Raw genomic sequence first — 15,819 nt, 5'->3', positions numbered from 1 at the left:
GTTAATCCGTTATTTTACCCTTTTCCACGGTGAACATCTTCGAATTTTTGTCCGACATGTCCAGAACGTGTTCAGCGCTGATTGCGCTGACAAAGACCTGAGATTGCGTCGCTTTTAAGCGGCTGGCTAACAGCCCACGACGGGCATCATCAAGTTCAGAGGCAAAATCATCTATCAGGTAGAGACACCGCCGCCCACTTTCGCGGGTGAGGAACTCCCCTTGCGCCAGACGTAAGGCGCACATCAGCAGCTTTAGCTGCCCACGCGACAACGTGTCTTCCACCGGCGCACCGTCAGCGCGAATGCGAAAATCCGCTTTGTGCGGACCGTGCGCGGTGTAGGTCAACATGCGATCGCGTTCAAAACTGCGTTCCAGCACTTCGGCATAATCGGTCTCTTTCTCCCAGCCGCGCTGGAATGAGAAGGAGAGAGAAAATTCGGGTAGAAACTGCTGACAGGTATCCGCCATATCCTGCGCGATACCGGCGCTGTACTCCGCGCGCCAGGTGCTGATTTGTTCCGCCAGCGGGATCAGTTCTTTATCCCACGGACGCAGTTGCTCATAACGACTCACCTGGCGCAGGGCTGCGTTGCGCTGCTTGAGCAGTCGCTTCAGATTGCTCCAGGCGGTGAAAAATCCGGCTTCATTGTGAAAGCATCCCCAGTCAAGGAATGCTCTTCTGTATTTGGGGCCGCCATTGAGTAAAGTAAACCCCTCTGGCGTGATCAGCTGCATCGGCATCAGGTGCGCCAGTTCCGCGACCTTGTGCCCGTCAGTGCCGTCAATGCGCACTTTGCTGTCGCCCAGTTTGTCTTTCGTCAGGCCAATCGATGTCTCACGCTCTTCCCCCTGCAAACGCCCGTGTAAAACAAACGACTCCTGCTCGTGGCGAATTACGCGGCCAATCTGCAAACTGCGAAACGCCCGACCGTGGCCGAGCGTATAGATGGCTTCCAGCACGCTGGTTTTGCCACTGCCGTTCGCGCCAACCAGGAAGTTAAAGCCAGGGGATAAAGCGAGATCCGCGCTTTCGATATTGCGAAAGTCGCGGATCAACAGACGGGTGAGCGACATTACAGTCTCATTGGCATAACAACATAAGCCGCGCTCTGGCTGGCAGCATCTTCAATCTGTACGCTCGATACGGAATCGGTCAGCAGAATACGAACGTTCTCGCACTTCAGCGCGTTCAGTACGTCCAGTACGTAGCTAACGTTAAAACCGATTTCCAGTTCAGTGCCAGGATAGGAGACATCCAGAATTTCTTCCGCTTCTTCCTGCTCCGGGTTGTTGGCGGTGATTTTCAGCTGGTTTTCACTGACATACAGACGCACGCCGCGGAATTTCTCGTTAGAGAGGATCGCCGCACGAGCAAATGCCTGTTTGAGGATATCGCAACCGGCTTCCAGATGTTTGTCCGGATTCTTCGGCAATACGCGGCGATAATCCGGGAAACGGCCATCAACCAGCTTGGAGGTAAAGATGAAGTCACCCACGTGCGCACGAATGTTGTTGCTGCCAATCTGCACGCGCAGCGGGTTGTCGCCGCCGTCGAGCATACGCATCAGTTCAATTACGCCTTTACGCGGAACGATCACCGAATGGCTGGGTAACTGCTGACCGACAGGCATTGAACAGACCGCCAGGCGGTGACCGTCGGTCGCCACGGTACGCAGCTCTTCCCCTTCGGTTTCAAACAGCATGCCGTTTAAGTAGTAACGCACGTCCTGATGCGCCATCGAAAACTGCGTGGCTTCAATCAGGCGCTTCATCGTGGCCTGCGGCAAAGTGAATTCGACTTCGCTCTGCCAGTCGTCCAGATTCGGGAAGTCAGCGGCAGGCAGCGTAGACAGGGAGAAACGGCTGCGGCCAGACCGCACCAGCATGCGATCGCCTTCCAGTTGAACGGCAATTTCCGCGCCTTCCGGCAACCCACGGCAAATATCGAAGAATTTACGCGCCGGAACGGTGGTCGCACCAGGTTCATGAGGCTGGATCAGCGCCACGCGCGCCACCATCTCCATTTCGAGATCGGTACCGGTCAGAGAAAGCGCACCGTCAGCAACCTGCAGCAGCAGATTTCCGAGAATAGGCAGTGTAGGACGTCCACCCAGCGGGCCGCTGACCTGCTGAAGCGGTTTTAATAAATGTTCACGTTCAACGGTAAATTTCATAGCGTCACGAAGATAATGTTCTGATTAAATTGGAGAAATCTTCTTTAATATCATGGCTTTCTTCACGCAACTGCTCAATCTTGCGACAGGCATGAAGCACGGTAGTATGGTCACGCCCACCAAACGCGTCGCCAATTTCCGGCAGACTGTGGTTAGTGAGCTCTTTTGCCAGCGCCATCGCCATCTGGCGCGGACGAGCTACCGAGCGAGATCGACGCTTAGAAAGCAGATCCGCAATTTTGATTTTGTAATACTCCGCCACCGTCTTCTGAATATTGTCGATGGTGACCAGCTTTTCCTGCAAAGCCAGCAGATCGCGCAACGCTTCGCGCACGAAATCGATGGTAATCGCCCGGCCGGTAAAATTAGCGTTGGCGATCACACGGTTCAGTGCGCCTTCCAGCTCACGTACGTTAGAGCGTAGACGCTTGGCAATAAAGAACGCCACTTCACCCGGCAGACGAATGTCGTTTTCGTCGGCTTTTTTCATCAGGATCGCGACGCGCGTTTCCAGCTCAGGCGGCTCGATCGCAACAGTCAGTCCCCAGCCGAAGCGGGATTTCAGACGATCTTCAACGCCGTTGATCTCTTTCGGATAGCGATCCGAAGTCAGGATGATCTGCTGATTGCCTTCCAGCAGGGCGTTAAAGGTGTGGAAAAACTCTTCCTGCGATCGTTCTTTATTCGCGAAGAATTGGATATCGTCAATCAGCAGCGCATCCACGGAACGGTAGTAGCGTTTAAACTCTTCGATCGCGTTGTTTTGCAGGGCCTTAACCATGTCCTGCACAAAACGTTCGGAGTGCATATACACCACTTTCGCGTTTGGCTTACGCGCCATAATACCGTTACCGACAGCGTGCAGAAGGTGGGTTTTACCCAGACCCGTACCGCCATAAAGGAATAACGGATTGTAGGCGCCGCCAGGATTGTCCGCCACCTGCCGTGCCGCCGCGCGCGCCAGTTGGTTAGATTTACCTTCAACGAAGTTATCAAACGTGTGTTTGACGTTGACGTTAGAACGATAGGTAGGTTCTGCCGGTGCCGGGACGTTATCCCAGCCTGAGCGCGCCGCCGGAGCGGCACGTTGCGGTTGCACTTGCTGAGCCACGTAAGCGGGCGCAACAACGTTGTTCACCGGCGTTTTCAGCGTTTGCGTGACGGGTTTAGTACCGACTTCAAAGCGCAGCTGCGGGGCATCCGCACCACAGAAGTTATTGAGTAATCCATTAATATTATTAAGGTATTTATCCCTTACCCAATCAAGCACGAAACGGTTTGGCGCATACAAAGCCAGCGTGTTATCGCTCAGTTCCGCCTGCAACGGGCGTATCCACATACTGAACTCTGTGGCTGGTAACTCATCCTGCAATCGGGCAAGACACTGCTGCCAAAGCGAAAGTGACACGGCGGACTCCACTCGAACAAAAGTCGATAAATGACAAAGGCTGAAACATTCATGATTGTTGACGCACATCGACAAGACCCTATGCAAAGGGTGACGTGCGAATTGCTATCTGCAATTTTTACCCGATCAGGATCCATTGAAACGATCAGGACCGCGGATCATAGCGTAAACTGAGAAAGAGATCTTCTGTTTCTCACAGATTCTTCCCGATTTATCCACAGGATGATCCAGAATCGGCTAAGTGTAAACGATCCTGGAGAAGTGCTGCAGGTTTTAGCGCGCATATTGAAAAAATTAATGAGTAAAGATGCTTTACTGCTTAAACGATCTAATAAAGATCCCGAGCGATCCTTGCGCTTTATCCGCCAGCCCGTATAATTCTTACCCCCAGCGAGTAACGGTCGCCTTACGGCGTCAACGCTGCCTGTTTTATACGCGAAACCATGCGGAAAAAAGCGGGAAATAAGGAAAGAGAATTGACTCCGGAGTGTACAATTATTACAATCCGGCCTCTTTAATCACCCACACTGTGGCGTAAGTCGTTCGAAATTCGTTCGGGTATACGCAAAAGTCAGTGAATTTATTCAAGTTTAGGTAGAAATCGCCATGAAACGCACTTTTCAACCGTCTGTACTGAAGCGCAACCGTTCTCACGGCTTCCGTGCTCGTATGGCTAATAAAAATGGTCGTCAGGTTCTGGCACGTCGTCGTGCTAAAGGCCGTTCTCGTCTGACCGTTTCTAAGTAATAAAAGCTAGCCCCTGAGTGGTTAAGCTCGCATTTCCCAGGGAGTTACGTTTGTTAACTCCCACTCATTTCACATTCGTCTTCCAGCAGCCACAACGGGCTGGCACGCCGCAAATCACCATCCTCGGCCGCCTGAATTCGCTGGGGCATCCCCGTATCGGTCTTACCGTCGCCAAGAAAAACGTTAAACGCGCGCATGAACGCAATCGGATTAAACGTCTGACACGTGAAAGCTTTCGTTTACGTCAGCACGAACTTCCAGCAATGGATTTCGTGGTGGTGGCGAAAAAAGGGGTTGCTGACCTCGATAACCGTGCTCTCTCGGAAGCGTTGGAAAAATTATGGCGTCGCCATTGTCGCCTGGCTCGCGGGTCCTGATAGCCCTTATTCGGGTCTATCAACGCCTGATCAGTCCGCTGCTTGGGCCGCATTGCCGTTTCACTCCAACCTGCTCGAGCTACGGAATTGAGGCATTGCGCAGGTTTGGAGTGATAAAAGGCAGTTGGTTGACGGTGAAACGCGTATTAAAATGCCACCCTTTACACCCTGGTGGTGACGATCCCGTCCCGCCCGGACCATTTGATACCAGAGAACACTAACGATGGATTCGCAACGCAATCTTTTAGTCATCGCTTTGCTGTTCGTGTCTTTCATGATCTGGCAAGCCTGGGAGCAGGATAAAAACCCGCAACCTCAGGCCCAACAGACCACGCAGACAACGACCACCGCAGCGGGTAGCGCCGCAGACCAGGGCGTACCGGCCAGTGGCCAGGGGAAACTGATTACGGTTAAAACTGACGTGCTTGATCTGACCATCAACACCCGTGGTGGTGATGTGGAACAGGCTTCACTGCCAGCTTACCCGAAAGAACTCGGTTCTACCGAACCGTTCCAGTTACTGGAAACCACGCCACAGTTCATCTACCAGGCACAGAGTGGCCTGACAGGTCGTGACGGCCCGGATAACCCGGCTAACGGCCCGCGTCCGCTGTACAACGTAGAAAAAGACGCGTTTGTACTGGCTGACGGTCAGAACGAACTGCAGATCCCGATGACCTATACTGACGCAGCGGGTAACACATTCACTAAAACGTTTGTACTCAAGCGCGGTGAATATGCTGTCAACGTTAACTACAGCGTGCAGAACGCCGGCGAAAAACCGCTGGAAGTCTCCACCTTTGGTCAGCTGAAGCAATCCATCAATCTGCCATCTCATCGCGACACCGGTAGCAGCAACTTTGCGCTGCATACCTTCCGTGGCGCGGCGTACTCCACGCCGGATGAGAAGTATGAGAAATACAAATTCGACACCATTGCTGAAAACGAAAACCTGAACGTCAATGCTAAAGACGGCTGGGTCGCAATGCTGCAACAGTATTTCGCAACGGCATGGGTTCCGCGTAACGACGGCACCAACAACTTCTATACCGCTAACCTGGGTAACGGCATTGCCGCTATCGGCTATAAATCACAGCCGGTACTGGTTCAGCCTGGCCAGACTGGCGCGATGACCAGCACCCTGTGGGTCGGCCCGGAAATTCAGGATAAAATGGCGGCAGTTGCACCGCACCTGGATCTGACCGTGGATTACGGCTGGTTGTGGTTCATCTCTCAGCCGCTGTTCAAACTGCTGAAGTGGATCCATAGCTTCCTGGGTAACTGGGGCTTCTCCATCATCGTTATCACCTTTATCGTTCGTGGCATCATGTACCCGCTGACCAAAGCGCAGTACACCTCCATGGCGAAGATGCGTATGCTGCAGCCGAAGATTCAGGCTATGCGTGAGCGTCTGGGCGATGACAAACAGCGTCAGAGCCAGGAAATGATGGCCCTGTACAAAGCTGAGAAGGTTAACCCGCTGGGCGGCTGCTTCCCGCTGATCATCCAGATGCCAATCTTCCTGGCGTTGTACTACATGCTGATGGGCTCCATTGAACTGCGTCATGCGCCGTTCGCTCTGTGGATCCATGACCTGTCTGCACAGGACCCGTACTACATCCTGCCGATCCTGATGGGCGTGACGATGTTCTTCATTCAGAAGATGTCTCCGACCACCGTGACCGACCCGATGCAGCAGAAGATCATGACCTTTATGCCGGTCATCTTCACCGTGTTCTTCCTGTGGTTCCCGTCAGGTCTGGTGCTGTACTATATCGTCAGCAACCTGGTAACCATTATTCAGCAGCAGCTGATTTACCGTGGTCTGGAGAAACGTGGCCTGCATAGCCGCGAGAAGAAAAACTCCTGATACTAGTCGCAGGGGCGTTGGCTGAATTTGCTTGCCGCCTTCCTGCACTTGAATTATTTCGAGTATTCACGGTAAAGTTAATGCCAGAGAAGGCGGTCATTAGACCGCCTTTTTTACATTTACAAGAGAGCTATCATGAACCATAACGACACCATCGTCGCTCAGGCCACCCCACCGGGACGTGGTGGCGTGGGTATCCTGCGCATCTCCGGCCTGAAGGCGCGCGAGGTTGCAGAAACCGTACTGGGGAAACTACCAAAACCGCGCTATGCCGACTATCTGCCGTTTAAAGACGCGGATGGCAGCACGCTGGATCAAGGAATTGCCCTGTGGTTCCCCGGTCCGAACTCCTTTACCGGTGAAGATGTTTTAGAGCTTCAGGGCCACGGCGGTCCGGTGATTCTCGATCTGCTGCTTAAACGTATTCTGATCATTCCCGGGCTGCGCATTGCCAGACCGGGTGAATTCTCCGAGCGTGCGTTTCTCAATGATAAGCTTGATCTGGCCCAGGCAGAGGCAATTGCCGACCTGATCGATGCCAGCTCAGAGCAAGCCGCTCGCTCGGCGCTGAACTCGTTGCAGGGCGCATTTTCTGCACGGGTAAATCATCTTGTGGAAGCGCTCACTCACCTGCGCATCTACGTGGAAGCGGCGATCGACTTTCCGGATGAGGAAATCGACTTCCTGTCTGATGGCAAGATTGAAGCGCAGCTCAACAACGTTATCAGCGATCTCGATGCCGTTCGTGCCGAAGCGCGTCAGGGCAGCCTGCTGCGCGAAGGGATGAAGGTAGTCATTGCCGGTCGCCCAAATGCCGGGAAATCAAGCCTACTGAACGCGCTGGCAGGTCGTGAGGCGGCCATTGTGACCGACATTGCGGGTACGACTCGCGACGTACTGCGTGAGCATATTCATATCGACGGTATGCCGCTGCACATCATTGACACTGCCGGTCTGCGCGATGCCAGCGATGAAGTTGAACGCATTGGTATCGAACGCGCGTGGCAGGAAATTGAACAGGCCGACCGCGTTCTGTTTATGGTTGATGGCACCACCACCGACGCCGTGGACCCGGCTGACATCTGGCCAGACTTTATTGCCCGCCTGCCAGCCAAACTGCCGATTACCGTGGTGCGTAACAAAGCGGATATTACCGGTGAGACGCTGGGCCTTAGCGAAGTAAATGGCCACTCACTGGTTCGCCTATCCGCGCGTACCGGTGAAGGCGTTGACGTGCTGCGTAACCATCTCAAACAGAGCATGGGCTTTGAAACCAATATGGAAGGCGGCTTCCTGGCGCGCCGTCGTCACCTGCAGGCTCTGGCAGAAGCGGCGGAGCATCTCGAGCAGGGTAAAGCCCAACTGCTCGGAGCATGGGCCGGAGAATTGCTGGCAGAGGAACTACGTCTGGCGCAGCAGAACCTCAGTGAGATCACCGGGGAATTTACCTCCGACGATCTGCTGGGAAGGATTTTCTCCAGCTTCTGTATTGGCAAGTAACGTTGTGTTGCCCGGTGGTGCGATGCCTACCGGGCCTACAGTACCCGTAAGTCGGATAAAGCAAAGCGGCTATCCGGCTACAAGTAATTTCCCATATGGAAATCACTGTTGTCCAAATGGCAACTCGTGCAGTTGACTCTCTGCCCGTATGCTTAGCGCCACATTCCTCATGAGGTCGCTATGACACGCTTTCTAATCTGCAGTTTCGCCCTGGTGTTACTCTATCCCGCGGGTATTGATATGTATCTGGTGGGGCTGCCCCGTATTGCTGCCGATTTACAGGCCAGCGAGGCGCAACTGCATATCGCGTTTTCGGTTTATCTGGCGGGAATGGCGACGGCGATGCTGTTTGCCGGGAAAATTGCCGACCAGTCAGGACGCAAACCCGTCGCTATTGTCGGCGCCCTCATCTTTATTTTCGCCTCTGCGCTGTGTTCATTCGCCGAAAGCGGTACGCCGTTTCTCACAGGCCGCTTTATTCAGGGCGTAGGAGCAGGCTGCTGCTATGTGGTGGCTTTCGCCATCCTGCGCGATACGCTCGACGATCGCCGCCGGGCGAAGGTACTGTCGCTGTTGAACGGTATCACCTGTATCGTGCCGGTACTGGCGCCGGTGATGGGGCATCTGATTATGCTCAAATATCCGTGGCAGAGCCTGTTCTACACGATGATCGGTATGGGGGTGGCCGTTTGCCTGCTGTCAGTGTTTATCCTGCGAGAATCGCGCCCAGCGACGCTCCAGGCATCTGCAGAGAAGAACCACCTATCTGAATCGCTGGTGAACCGTTTTTTCTTAAGCCGCCTGGCCATCACCACTCTCAGCGTGTCGGTGATCCTGACCTTCGTGAATACTTCGCCGGTGCTGTTGATGGAAGTGATGGGCTTTGACCGTGGTGAGTACGCCACCACGATGGCCATGACCGCAGGCATCAGTATGGCGGTCTCGTTCTCTACGCCATTCGCCCTGAGCGTGTTTAAACCTCGCGTTCTGATGCTGACCTCACAAGTGCTATTTCTGTCTGCCGGCGTGGTGTTAACCCTTGCCAGTACGCACATGATGACGCTGTTTGGGCTGACCTTAATCTGTGCCGGGTTCTCGGTCGGCTTCGGTGTCGCGATGAGCCAGGCGCTGGGACCTTTCTCGCTGCGTGCGGGCGTTGCCAGCTCGGCGTTAGGTATTGCGCAGGTTTGCGGTTCCTCGCTGTGGATATGGCTGGCTGCGGTGCTCGGTCTTGATGCGCTGAATATGCTGATCGGGATTCTGATTGGCTGTAGCATAGTGAGTATCATGCTGATTATCACAGTTGCACCTAACCGGTCCACGCCAACTCATGAAGAAATCCCTCAGCAGTCTCGATCTTAATTTATTGCTCTGCCTGCAGCTGTTGATGCAGGAACGCAGTGTTACCAAAACAGCCAAACGGATGAACGTCACGCCGTCGGCAGTCAGCAAGTCGCTGTCTAAACTGCGGGCCTGGTTTGACGATCCACTGTTTGTAAACACCCCGCTGGGGCTAACGCCCACACCGCTGATGGTCAGCATGGAACAGAATCTGGCAGAGTGGATGCAGATGAGCAACCAGTTGCTGGATAAGCCACACCATGAAGCGCCGCGCGGGCTGAAGTTTGATCTGGTGGCCGAAACGCCGCTGGTGATGATCATGTTTAACGCGCTCTCCCGACAGATCTATCAGCGTTATCCCCAGGCGACGATCAAAATACGCAACTGGGACTATGATTCGCTGGATGCAATTATTCGCGGCGAGGTGGATATCGGCTTTACTGGCCGGGAAAGCCATCCGCGTTCGCGTGAACTGTTGAGTTTGCTGCCGTTGTCGATCGACCATGAAGTGCTGTTTTCCGATCTCCCCTGCGTCTGGCTACGTGAAGATCATCCGGCATTGCAGGAAGAGTGGAATCTGGACACATTTCTGCGCTATCCGCACATCAGCATTAGCTGGGAGCAAAGCGATACCTGGGCGCTGGATGAAGTCCTGCAAGAGATGGGGCGCGCGCGCAATATTGCGTTATGTCTGCCCGGTTTTGAGCAGTCGCTGTTTATGGCCGCCCAGCCGGATCACGCGCTGATAGCCACAGCTCCGGTTTATTGCCAGCGTTATAACCAACTCCACCAGCTTCCGCTCGTGGCGCGTCCTATGCCTTTTGATGCCGCGCAGCTGGAAAAAATGCGCGTACCGTTCACCCTTCTTTGGCACAAACGTAACAGTCATAATCCTAAGATCGTCTGGTTGAAAGACACCATCAAGGCGCTTTATCGCGATATGTCCTGACGTTGCACCGCCACTTTGTTGCTAAATCGACTATTCTGGCAACAGAAATGTAAATATCGCGTAATGTATTCTATTTCAGCTTACTTTTTGGGCAGCAAAGCCTGCCTGGATGCCGCGTAAATGTTACTCTGGTAATTATCACGGACCATTAATCACGGAGCGAAAAATGGCGACACATTTTGCCAGAGGGATTCTTACGGAGGGACACCTGGTTTCAGCTCGCCTCCCTTCTCCATGTCATATCGAAGCAAGAGATCTCCCCGCTCATCGCCGAACACGTTTCCTGGCTTCCCGAAGTTTACTCGCTGAACTAATGTTTATGCTTTACGGCACCAGTACGCTGCCCGAGATTGTTACTCAGGCCAAAGGTAAGCCCGTTTTTCGCGATAAGAACCTGCCGGGATTTTCGATTTCTTATGCCGGGAATATCGTTGGCGTTGCGCTAACAACTGAAGGAACGTGCGGGCTGGATATGGAACTGCAGCGAGCTACCCGCAGCTTTCACCATCCGCATTCAACGGAAACATGGCGCTTCTCCAGCAACGAAAATCTGTGGATCAATAACCAAAACGACCCCAACGAAGCACGCGCGCAGCTCATTACGTTGCGCCAGAGCGTACTCAAACTCACCGGCGATGTAAGCAATGATGATCCGCACGAACTCCAGCTTTTACCCGGCGCAGGACGTCTGAAATGTGCCCATGTTGCGCAGGTTGAAGCCATTTGCGATGCGGAAGATGTTCTGGTGTGGTCGGTTGCGGTTACGCCAACCATTGAAAAACTCAAGGTTTGGGAGTTTGATGGTAAACAGGACTGGAAAAGTTTGCCTGATATCCAGACCCGCGCCAATGAGCCTACGGGTCGTCTGATCCGGTTCTCTCAATTATGCGCAGCGAAGAGCCATACGCTTTGATTTAACCTTTATGATGAAACAGGAGTCACCATGTCAGAAACATTGAATGTTGTTACGTTACTGGGAAGTCTGCGCAAAGGTTCGTTTAATGGAATGGTTGCCCGTACGCTGCCCAAGATTGCTCCAGCAGGAATGGAAGTCAACGCGTTGCCATCAATTGGTGATATCCCACTGTACGATGCCGACCTCCAGCAGGAAGAAGGTTTTCCGGCAAGCGTAGAAGCGCTGGCAGAGCAAATCAGGAAGGCTGACGGTGTCGTCATCGTGACACCGGAATATAACTATTCCGTGCCTGGCGGACTGAAGAACGCCATCGACTGGCTGTCCCGCCTGCCGGATCAGCCATTATCGGGTAAGCCGGTGCTGATCCAGACCAGCTCCATGGGCGCCATTGGCGGCGCGCGCTGCCAGTACCATCTGCGTCAGATCCTGGTGTTCCTCGACGCCATGGTAATGAATAAACCGGAATTTATGGGCGGCGTGATTCAGAACAAAGTGGACCCGCAGACAGGTGAAGTGATCGACCAAAGTACGCTGGACCATCTAACCGGCCAACTGACCGCATTTGGCGACTACATCCAGCGTGTGAAAGCCTAAAAGAAAAAGCCCGCTGGCTGCAATGCCTGGCGGGCCGTATCCGGTTATCAAATTTGCCTGATGGCGCTGCGCTTATCAGGTCTACACGCCTCGCGCAGCACCGTCTCAGCGGCAATTAATGCGCGTCGATAAACACAATCTTCAACACAAACAGCAGTGCGACAACGATGACGCATGGGCTGAGATCGCGGAAACGTCCGGTACCGATTTTCATCACACAGTAGGAAATAAAGCCCAGCGCGATACCTTCGGTAATCGAGAAGCTAAACGGCATCATCACGGCGGTAATAAACGCCGGAACGGCTTCAGTCAGGTCATCCCACTTCACGCGCGACAGGCTTGATGTCATCAGGACGCCAACGTAAATCAGCGCACCAGCGGCCGCATATCCCGGTACCATTCCCGCCAGCGGCGACAGGAAGATAACCAGCAGGAACAACAGGCCAACAACTACCGCGGTCAGGCCAGTACGTCCACCGACAGAAACCCCGGAAGAAGACTCGATATACGCGGTAACGGAAGAAGTACCGATAAACGCACCAGCAACCGATGACACGCTATCCACATACAGCGCCTGCTTCATACGCGGAAACTTACCCTTCGCATCCGCCAGACCTGCTTTATCCGTGACGCCAATTAGCGTACCGGAGGAGTCGAACAGGTTGACCAGCATGAACGAGAAAATTACGCCCGCAAGACCAATGTTAAACGAACCAGCCAGATCAACATGCCCGATAACGGACATTACGCTCGGCGGCGCGGAGACGATCCCGTTGTAATGGACATCGCCCAGCATCCAACCCAGCAGCGTGGTCACAATGATAGAGATCAGTACCGCCGCATGGATGTTACGTGAAGCCAGAATCGCGATGATAAAGAAACCCAGAATACCGAGCAGTACGCTGTGGGACGTCAGGTTGCCAATAGACACCAGGGTGTCTTGGTTGGCGACGATAACACCAGCGTTTTTCAGCCCCATCATGCCGATGAACAGACCAATACCGCTGGTGATCCCCACGCGCAAGCTAACCGGGATGTTGGCAATCATCCAGTAACGTACGCGGAAAATCGTCAGTAGCAGCAGACCTACCGCGCCCCAGAAGATTGCGCCCATACCGATCTGCCATGACAGGCCCATCGCGCCAACGACCACGAAGGCGAAGAACGCATTCAGACCCATAGCAGGCGCAAGTGCGACCGGCAGGTTGGCAAACAGGCCCATCAGGATGCTACCAAATGCAGCAATCAGGCAGGTGGTCACAAAGACGGCGCTGGTATCCATGCCAGCCACGCCAAGAATTTGCGGGTTAACAAAAACGATATACACCATCGTCAGGAAGGTGGTTAAACCGGCGATCACTTCGGTCCGTGCCGTCGTGCCATGTTCGCGCAGTTTGAACACGCGTTCCAGCATCCCCTGGCCAGAAGCCTGGGTTGTGTGTTGTTGACTCATTATCAATTTCCGAACAAGGAGGGAAAATTCGTCGCTATCCTATACCAAAATGCGACAATAGGGTTGGGTTATGAGCAACTTTTTTCATTGATTTTGCTTATACGGCAACGATTGCGTCGCCCAATAATGCATTACGAAAACGTTAAACTTGTTAAAACGGAAATGACATGTCCCAGATAGAAGCCGTATTTTTTGACTGTGACGGTACCCTTGTCGACAGTGAAGTGATTTGTTCTCGCGCGTATGTCAGCATGTTCCAGGCGTTCGGCATTACGCTCGATCTTGAAGAAACTTTTAAACGCTTCAAGGGGGTAAAGCTGTACGAGATCATCGACATTATCAACGAAGAGCACGGTGTCGAACTGGCAAAAGCCGAATTAGAACCGGTTTACCGGGCAGAGGTCGCACGTCTGTTCGATACGGAACTGGAGGTGATTGCCGGAGCCAATGCGCTGCTGGACAGCATGACCGTCCCTATGAGCGTGGTATCTAACGGTCCGGTCAGCAAAATGCAGCACTCGCTGGGTAAGCTGGGTATGTTGCACCATTTCCCTGATTTGCTGTTCAGCGGCTACGATATTCAACGCTGGAAACCCGATCCGGCCCTGATGTTCCATGCGGCGAAAGCGATGGATGTTAACGTTGAGAACTGCATTCTGGTTGATGACTCCAGCGCAGGTGCCCAGGCGGGGATTGCTGCAGGGATGGAAGTGTTTTACTTCTGCGCCGATCCGCATAACAAACCAATCGATCATCCAAAAGTGACGACGTTTACCGATCTGGCGCAGTTGCCAGCGTTATGGAAGGCGCGGGGTTGGAATATTACGCGATAACTGAAAGGCCGGATGGCGCTAACGCTGATCCGGCCTGCATGTCTCGTAGAGCGGGTAAGCGTTAGCGCCACCCGCCACAAACATCACTCTTTCGGATCTTTGCCCGCCAGCAGCTTATCCAGCTCATCACCGCCCACGTGACGGAAGTCTTGTCCCTTCACGAAGTAGAAGATGTATTCGCAGATATTCTGGCAACGGTCACCGATACGCTCGATGGAGCGCGCGCAGAACAGCGCGGTCAGCACGCTTGGAATGGTACGCGGATCTTCCATCATGTAGGTCATCAGCTGACGCACGATACCTTCATACTCCTGGTCGACTTTCTTATCTTCGCGATAAATACGTACCGCTTCGTCAAGATCCATACGCGCAAACGCATCCAGCACGTCATGCAGCATTTGTACGGTGTGGCGACCCAGTGATTCCAGGCTTACCAGCAGCGGCTGATGTTGTTGAGAAAATTTCTCCAGCGCGGTGCGGCAAATTTTATCCGCAACGTCGCCAATACGTTCCAGCTCAGCGATCGTTTTGATAATCGCCATCACCAGACGCAAGTCACTGGCGGTCGGCTGACGCTTGGCAATGATACGCACGCAGGCCTCGTCGATCGCCACTTCCATCATATTGACGTTCTTATCGCCTTCAATGACGCGCTTCGCCAGCTCACTGTCCTGATTGTGCATGGCGGTAATCGCATCAGAAAGCTGCTGCTCGACCATGCCGCCCATGGTCATCACCTGGGTACGGATGCTTTCCAGCTCTGCATTGAACTGGCCGGAAATATGTTTATTAAGGTTAAGATTATCCACAACAAGCTCCTGAATCAGCCGTAACGACCGGTGATGTAGTCTTCAGTTTGTTTCTTCGCGGGCTTGGTGAACAGATCGTCCGTGTTACTGAACTCAATCAACTCGCCCAGGTACATAAATGCCGTGTGATCGGAACAACGCGCAGCCTGCTGCATGTTGTGGGTAACGATAACGACGGTGTAATCCTCTTTCAGCTCAGTGATCAGCTCTTCGATACGCCCGGTAGAAATAGGGTCGAGCGCTGAACACGGCTCATCAAGCAGAAGCACTTCCGGGCGAATGGCGATCCCACGCGCAATACACAGACGCTGCTGCTGACCACCGGAGAGAGAGTACCCGCTCTGGTGTAATTTATCTTTGGTTTCGTTCCACAGCGCGGCCTTGGTCAATGCCCACTGCACACGCTCGTCCATATCCGCACGAGAGAGTTTCTCAAACAGACGCACGCCAAAAGCGATGTTGTCGTAGATGGACATCGGGAACGGCGTCGGCTTCTGGAATACCATGCCCACTTTGGCACGCAGCAGAGCGATATCCTGAGTGTTGGTGAGAATATTGTCGCCATCCAGCAGGATTTCGCCTTCCGCACGCTGTTCCGGGTACAGTTCAAACATTTTATTGAACGTACGCAGCAACGTCGATTTACCACAGCCTGACGGCCCGATAAACGCCGTTACCTGGTTTTTGGCAATATCCAGGTTGATGTTCTTCAGGGCATGGAACTTGCCATAGTAGAAGTTCAAATCACGAACCTGAATCTTACCTGGGGCAGTATCAACCATACTCATTTCTATCTTTTCCTCATCATGCCTGATGGCGCGCAGCTTTCAGGCCTACAAATGTCTTC

Annotated in this window: 17 protein-coding genes; 11 read left to right on the top strand and 6 right to left on the bottom strand. The window is 53.4% G+C overall.

Annotated features, from left to right (window positions below; all coding sequences use genetic code 11):
- Position 1: 1 nt before the first annotated feature.
- From recF to dnaA, 3 genes are read right to left on the bottom strand one after another with little or no spacing between them, the layout of a single operon-like run.
- Entirely contained in the window at positions 2–1,075 is a 1,074-nt protein-coding gene (recF, locus tag O6D90_RS00160; RefSeq protein ID WP_016155067.1) for a DNA replication/repair protein RecF, read from the bottom strand.
- Entirely contained in the window at positions 1,075–2,175 is a 1,101-nt protein-coding gene (gene dnaN, locus O6D90_RS00155) for a DNA polymerase III subunit beta (RefSeq protein ID WP_016155068.1), read from the bottom strand. Before dnaN ends, recF begins: the two co-directional genes overlap by 1 nt.
- 4 nt (positions 2,176–2,179) lie before the next feature.
- Positions 2,180–3,583: a chromosomal replication initiator protein DnaA gene (gene dnaA, locus O6D90_RS00150; RefSeq protein ID WP_016155069.1), complete on the bottom strand. Its 1,404-nt coding sequence runs from the start codon at positions 3,581–3,583 to the stop codon at positions 2,180–2,182.
- A gap of 222 nt (positions 3,584–3,805) precedes the next feature.
- Between dnaA and O6D90_RS26285 the strand changes: the two genes are divergently transcribed.
- The 10 genes from O6D90_RS26285 (at position 3,806) to O6D90_RS00105 (ending at position 11,877) form a co-directional block, all read left to right on the top strand.
- Entirely contained in the window at positions 3,806–3,961 is a 156-nt protein-coding gene (locus tag O6D90_RS26285) for a hypothetical protein (protein ID WP_418135004.1), read from the top strand.
- Positions 3,962–4,189: 228 nt separating this feature from the next.
- Positions 4,190–4,330: a 50S ribosomal protein L34 gene (gene rpmH / locus O6D90_RS00145; RefSeq protein ID WP_003023858.1), complete on the top strand. Its 141-nt coding sequence runs from the start codon at positions 4,190–4,192 to the stop codon at positions 4,328–4,330.
- 17 nt (positions 4,331–4,347) lie between these two features.
- Positions 4,348–4,707 (top strand): ribonuclease P protein component, encoded by a 360-nt coding sequence (gene rnpA, locus O6D90_RS00140; RefSeq protein ID WP_003844432.1) that lies wholly within the window; start codon positions 4,348–4,350, stop codon positions 4,705–4,707.
- The gene (gene yidD, locus O6D90_RS00135; RefSeq protein WP_003023846.1) at positions 4,671–4,928 is read left to right on the top strand and encodes a membrane protein insertion efficiency factor YidD; all 258 of its coding nucleotides are present in this window, start codon (positions 4,671–4,673) and stop codon (positions 4,926–4,928) included. Before rnpA ends, yidD begins: the two co-directional genes overlap by 37 nt.
- Before the next feature lie 2 nt (positions 4,929–4,930).
- Positions 4,931–6,577 carry a membrane protein insertase YidC gene (gene yidC, locus O6D90_RS00130; protein ID WP_003023844.1) on the top strand — a complete coding sequence of 549 codons (1,647 nt, stop codon included), beginning with the start codon at positions 4,931–4,933 and terminating at the stop codon, positions 6,575–6,577.
- 135 nt (positions 6,578–6,712) lie between these two features.
- Positions 6,713–8,077, top strand: a complete 1,365-nt coding sequence (gene mnmE / locus O6D90_RS00125) for a tRNA uridine-5-carboxymethylaminomethyl(34) synthesis GTPase MnmE (protein WP_016157817.1) — start codon at positions 6,713–6,715, stop codon at positions 8,075–8,077.
- A gap of 180 nt (positions 8,078–8,257) precedes the next feature.
- Complete coding sequence (locus O6D90_RS00120) at positions 8,258–9,439, top strand: MFS transporter (protein WP_016157818.1); 1,182 nt, start codon at positions 8,258–8,260, stop codon at positions 9,437–9,439.
- Positions 9,408–10,367 (top strand): HTH-type transcriptional regulator YidZ, encoded by a 960-nt coding sequence (gene yidZ, locus O6D90_RS00115; protein ID WP_016155073.1) that lies wholly within the window; start codon positions 9,408–9,410, stop codon positions 10,365–10,367. Before O6D90_RS00120 ends, yidZ begins: the two co-directional genes overlap by 32 nt.
- Positions 10,368–10,533: 166 nt before the next feature.
- Positions 10,534–11,280, top strand: a complete 747-nt coding sequence (locus tag O6D90_RS00110; RefSeq protein WP_016157819.1) for a 4'-phosphopantetheinyl transferase family protein — start codon at positions 10,534–10,536, stop codon at positions 11,278–11,280.
- Between the two features lie 30 nt (positions 11,281–11,310).
- A complete protein-coding gene (locus O6D90_RS00105) occupies positions 11,311–11,877 on the top strand; it encodes an NADPH-dependent FMN reductase (protein WP_003827046.1) in 567 nt (188 codons plus the stop codon).
- 115 nt (positions 11,878–11,992) lie between these two features.
- Here the strand turns inward: O6D90_RS00105 and adeP are convergent, their stop codons facing one another.
- Entirely contained in the window at positions 11,993–13,330 is a 1,338-nt protein-coding gene (adeP, locus tag O6D90_RS00100) for an adenine permease AdeP (protein WP_016155075.1), read from the bottom strand.
- A gap of 167 nt (positions 13,331–13,497) precedes the next feature.
- On the opposite strand from adeP, the gene yieH reads away from it, so the two are divergent.
- A complete protein-coding gene (yieH, locus tag O6D90_RS00095; RefSeq protein WP_016155076.1) occupies positions 13,498–14,163 on the top strand; it encodes a 6-phosphogluconate phosphatase in 666 nt (221 codons plus the stop codon).
- An 83-nt stretch (positions 14,164–14,246) separates the two neighbouring features.
- On the opposite strand, the gene phoU is transcribed toward yieH, so the two are convergent.
- Together phoU and pstB are read right to left on the bottom strand one after the other, a co-directional pair.
- Positions 14,247–14,972: a phosphate signaling complex protein PhoU gene (gene phoU, locus O6D90_RS00090; RefSeq protein ID WP_003023824.1), complete on the bottom strand. Its 726-nt coding sequence runs from the start codon at positions 14,970–14,972 to the stop codon at positions 14,247–14,249.
- 14 nt (positions 14,973–14,986) lie between these two features.
- Positions 14,987–15,760: a phosphate ABC transporter ATP-binding protein PstB gene (pstB, locus tag O6D90_RS00085; protein ID WP_003023821.1), complete on the bottom strand. Its 774-nt coding sequence runs from the start codon at positions 15,758–15,760 to the stop codon at positions 14,987–14,989.
- Positions 15,761–15,819 lie beyond the last annotated feature (59 nt).

The sequence above is a fragment of the Citrobacter sp. 21OH12SH02A-Citro genome, from assembly GCF_027919895.1.
Classification (GTDB): Bacteria; Pseudomonadota; Gammaproteobacteria; order Enterobacterales; family Enterobacteriaceae; genus Citrobacter; species Citrobacter braakii.
Note: the sequence above shows the minus strand (reverse complement) of the source record. Positions and strands in the feature narration are given on the sequence as shown.

What these genes read in the sequence shown, in the direction of transcription:
- recF (WP_016155067.1), bottom strand. Translation starts at nt 1,075, where the DNA reads ATGTCGCTCACCCGTCTGTTGATCCGCGACTTTCGCAATATCGAAAGC.
- dnaN (WP_016155068.1), bottom strand. Translation starts at nt 2,175, where the DNA reads ATGAAATTTACCGTTGAACGTGAACATTTATTAAAACCGCTTCAGCAG.
- O6D90_RS26285 (WP_418135004.1), top strand. Translation starts at nt 3,806, where the DNA reads ATGATCCAGAATCGGCTAAGTGTAAACGATCCTGGAGAAGTGCTGCAG.
- rpmH (WP_003023858.1), top strand. Translation starts at nt 4,190, where the DNA reads ATGAAACGCACTTTTCAACCGTCTGTACTGAAGCGCAACCGTTCTCAC.
- yidD (WP_003023846.1), top strand. Translation starts at nt 4,671, where the DNA reads ATGGCGTCGCCATTGTCGCCTGGCTCGCGGGTCCTGATAGCCCTTATT.
- yidC (WP_003023844.1), top strand. Translation starts at nt 4,931, where the DNA reads ATGGATTCGCAACGCAATCTTTTAGTCATCGCTTTGCTGTTCGTGTCT.
- mnmE (WP_016157817.1), top strand. Translation starts at nt 6,713, where the DNA reads ATGAACCATAACGACACCATCGTCGCTCAGGCCACCCCACCGGGACGT.
- O6D90_RS00120 (WP_016157818.1), top strand. Translation starts at nt 8,258, where the DNA reads ATGACACGCTTTCTAATCTGCAGTTTCGCCCTGGTGTTACTCTATCCC.
- yidZ (WP_016155073.1), top strand. Translation starts at nt 9,408, where the DNA reads ATGAAGAAATCCCTCAGCAGTCTCGATCTTAATTTATTGCTCTGCCTG.
- O6D90_RS00110 (WP_016157819.1), top strand. Translation starts at nt 10,534, where the DNA reads ATGGCGACACATTTTGCCAGAGGGATTCTTACGGAGGGACACCTGGTT.
- O6D90_RS00105 (WP_003827046.1), top strand. Translation starts at nt 11,311, where the DNA reads ATGTCAGAAACATTGAATGTTGTTACGTTACTGGGAAGTCTGCGCAAA.
- adeP (WP_016155075.1), bottom strand. Translation starts at nt 13,330, where the DNA reads ATGAGTCAACAACACACAACCCAGGCTTCTGGCCAGGGGATGCTGGAA.
- yieH (WP_016155076.1), top strand. Translation starts at nt 13,498, where the DNA reads ATGTCCCAGATAGAAGCCGTATTTTTTGACTGTGACGGTACCCTTGTC.
- pstB (WP_003023821.1), bottom strand. Translation starts at nt 15,760, where the DNA reads ATGAGTATGGTTGATACTGCCCCAGGTAAGATTCAGGTTCGTGATTTG.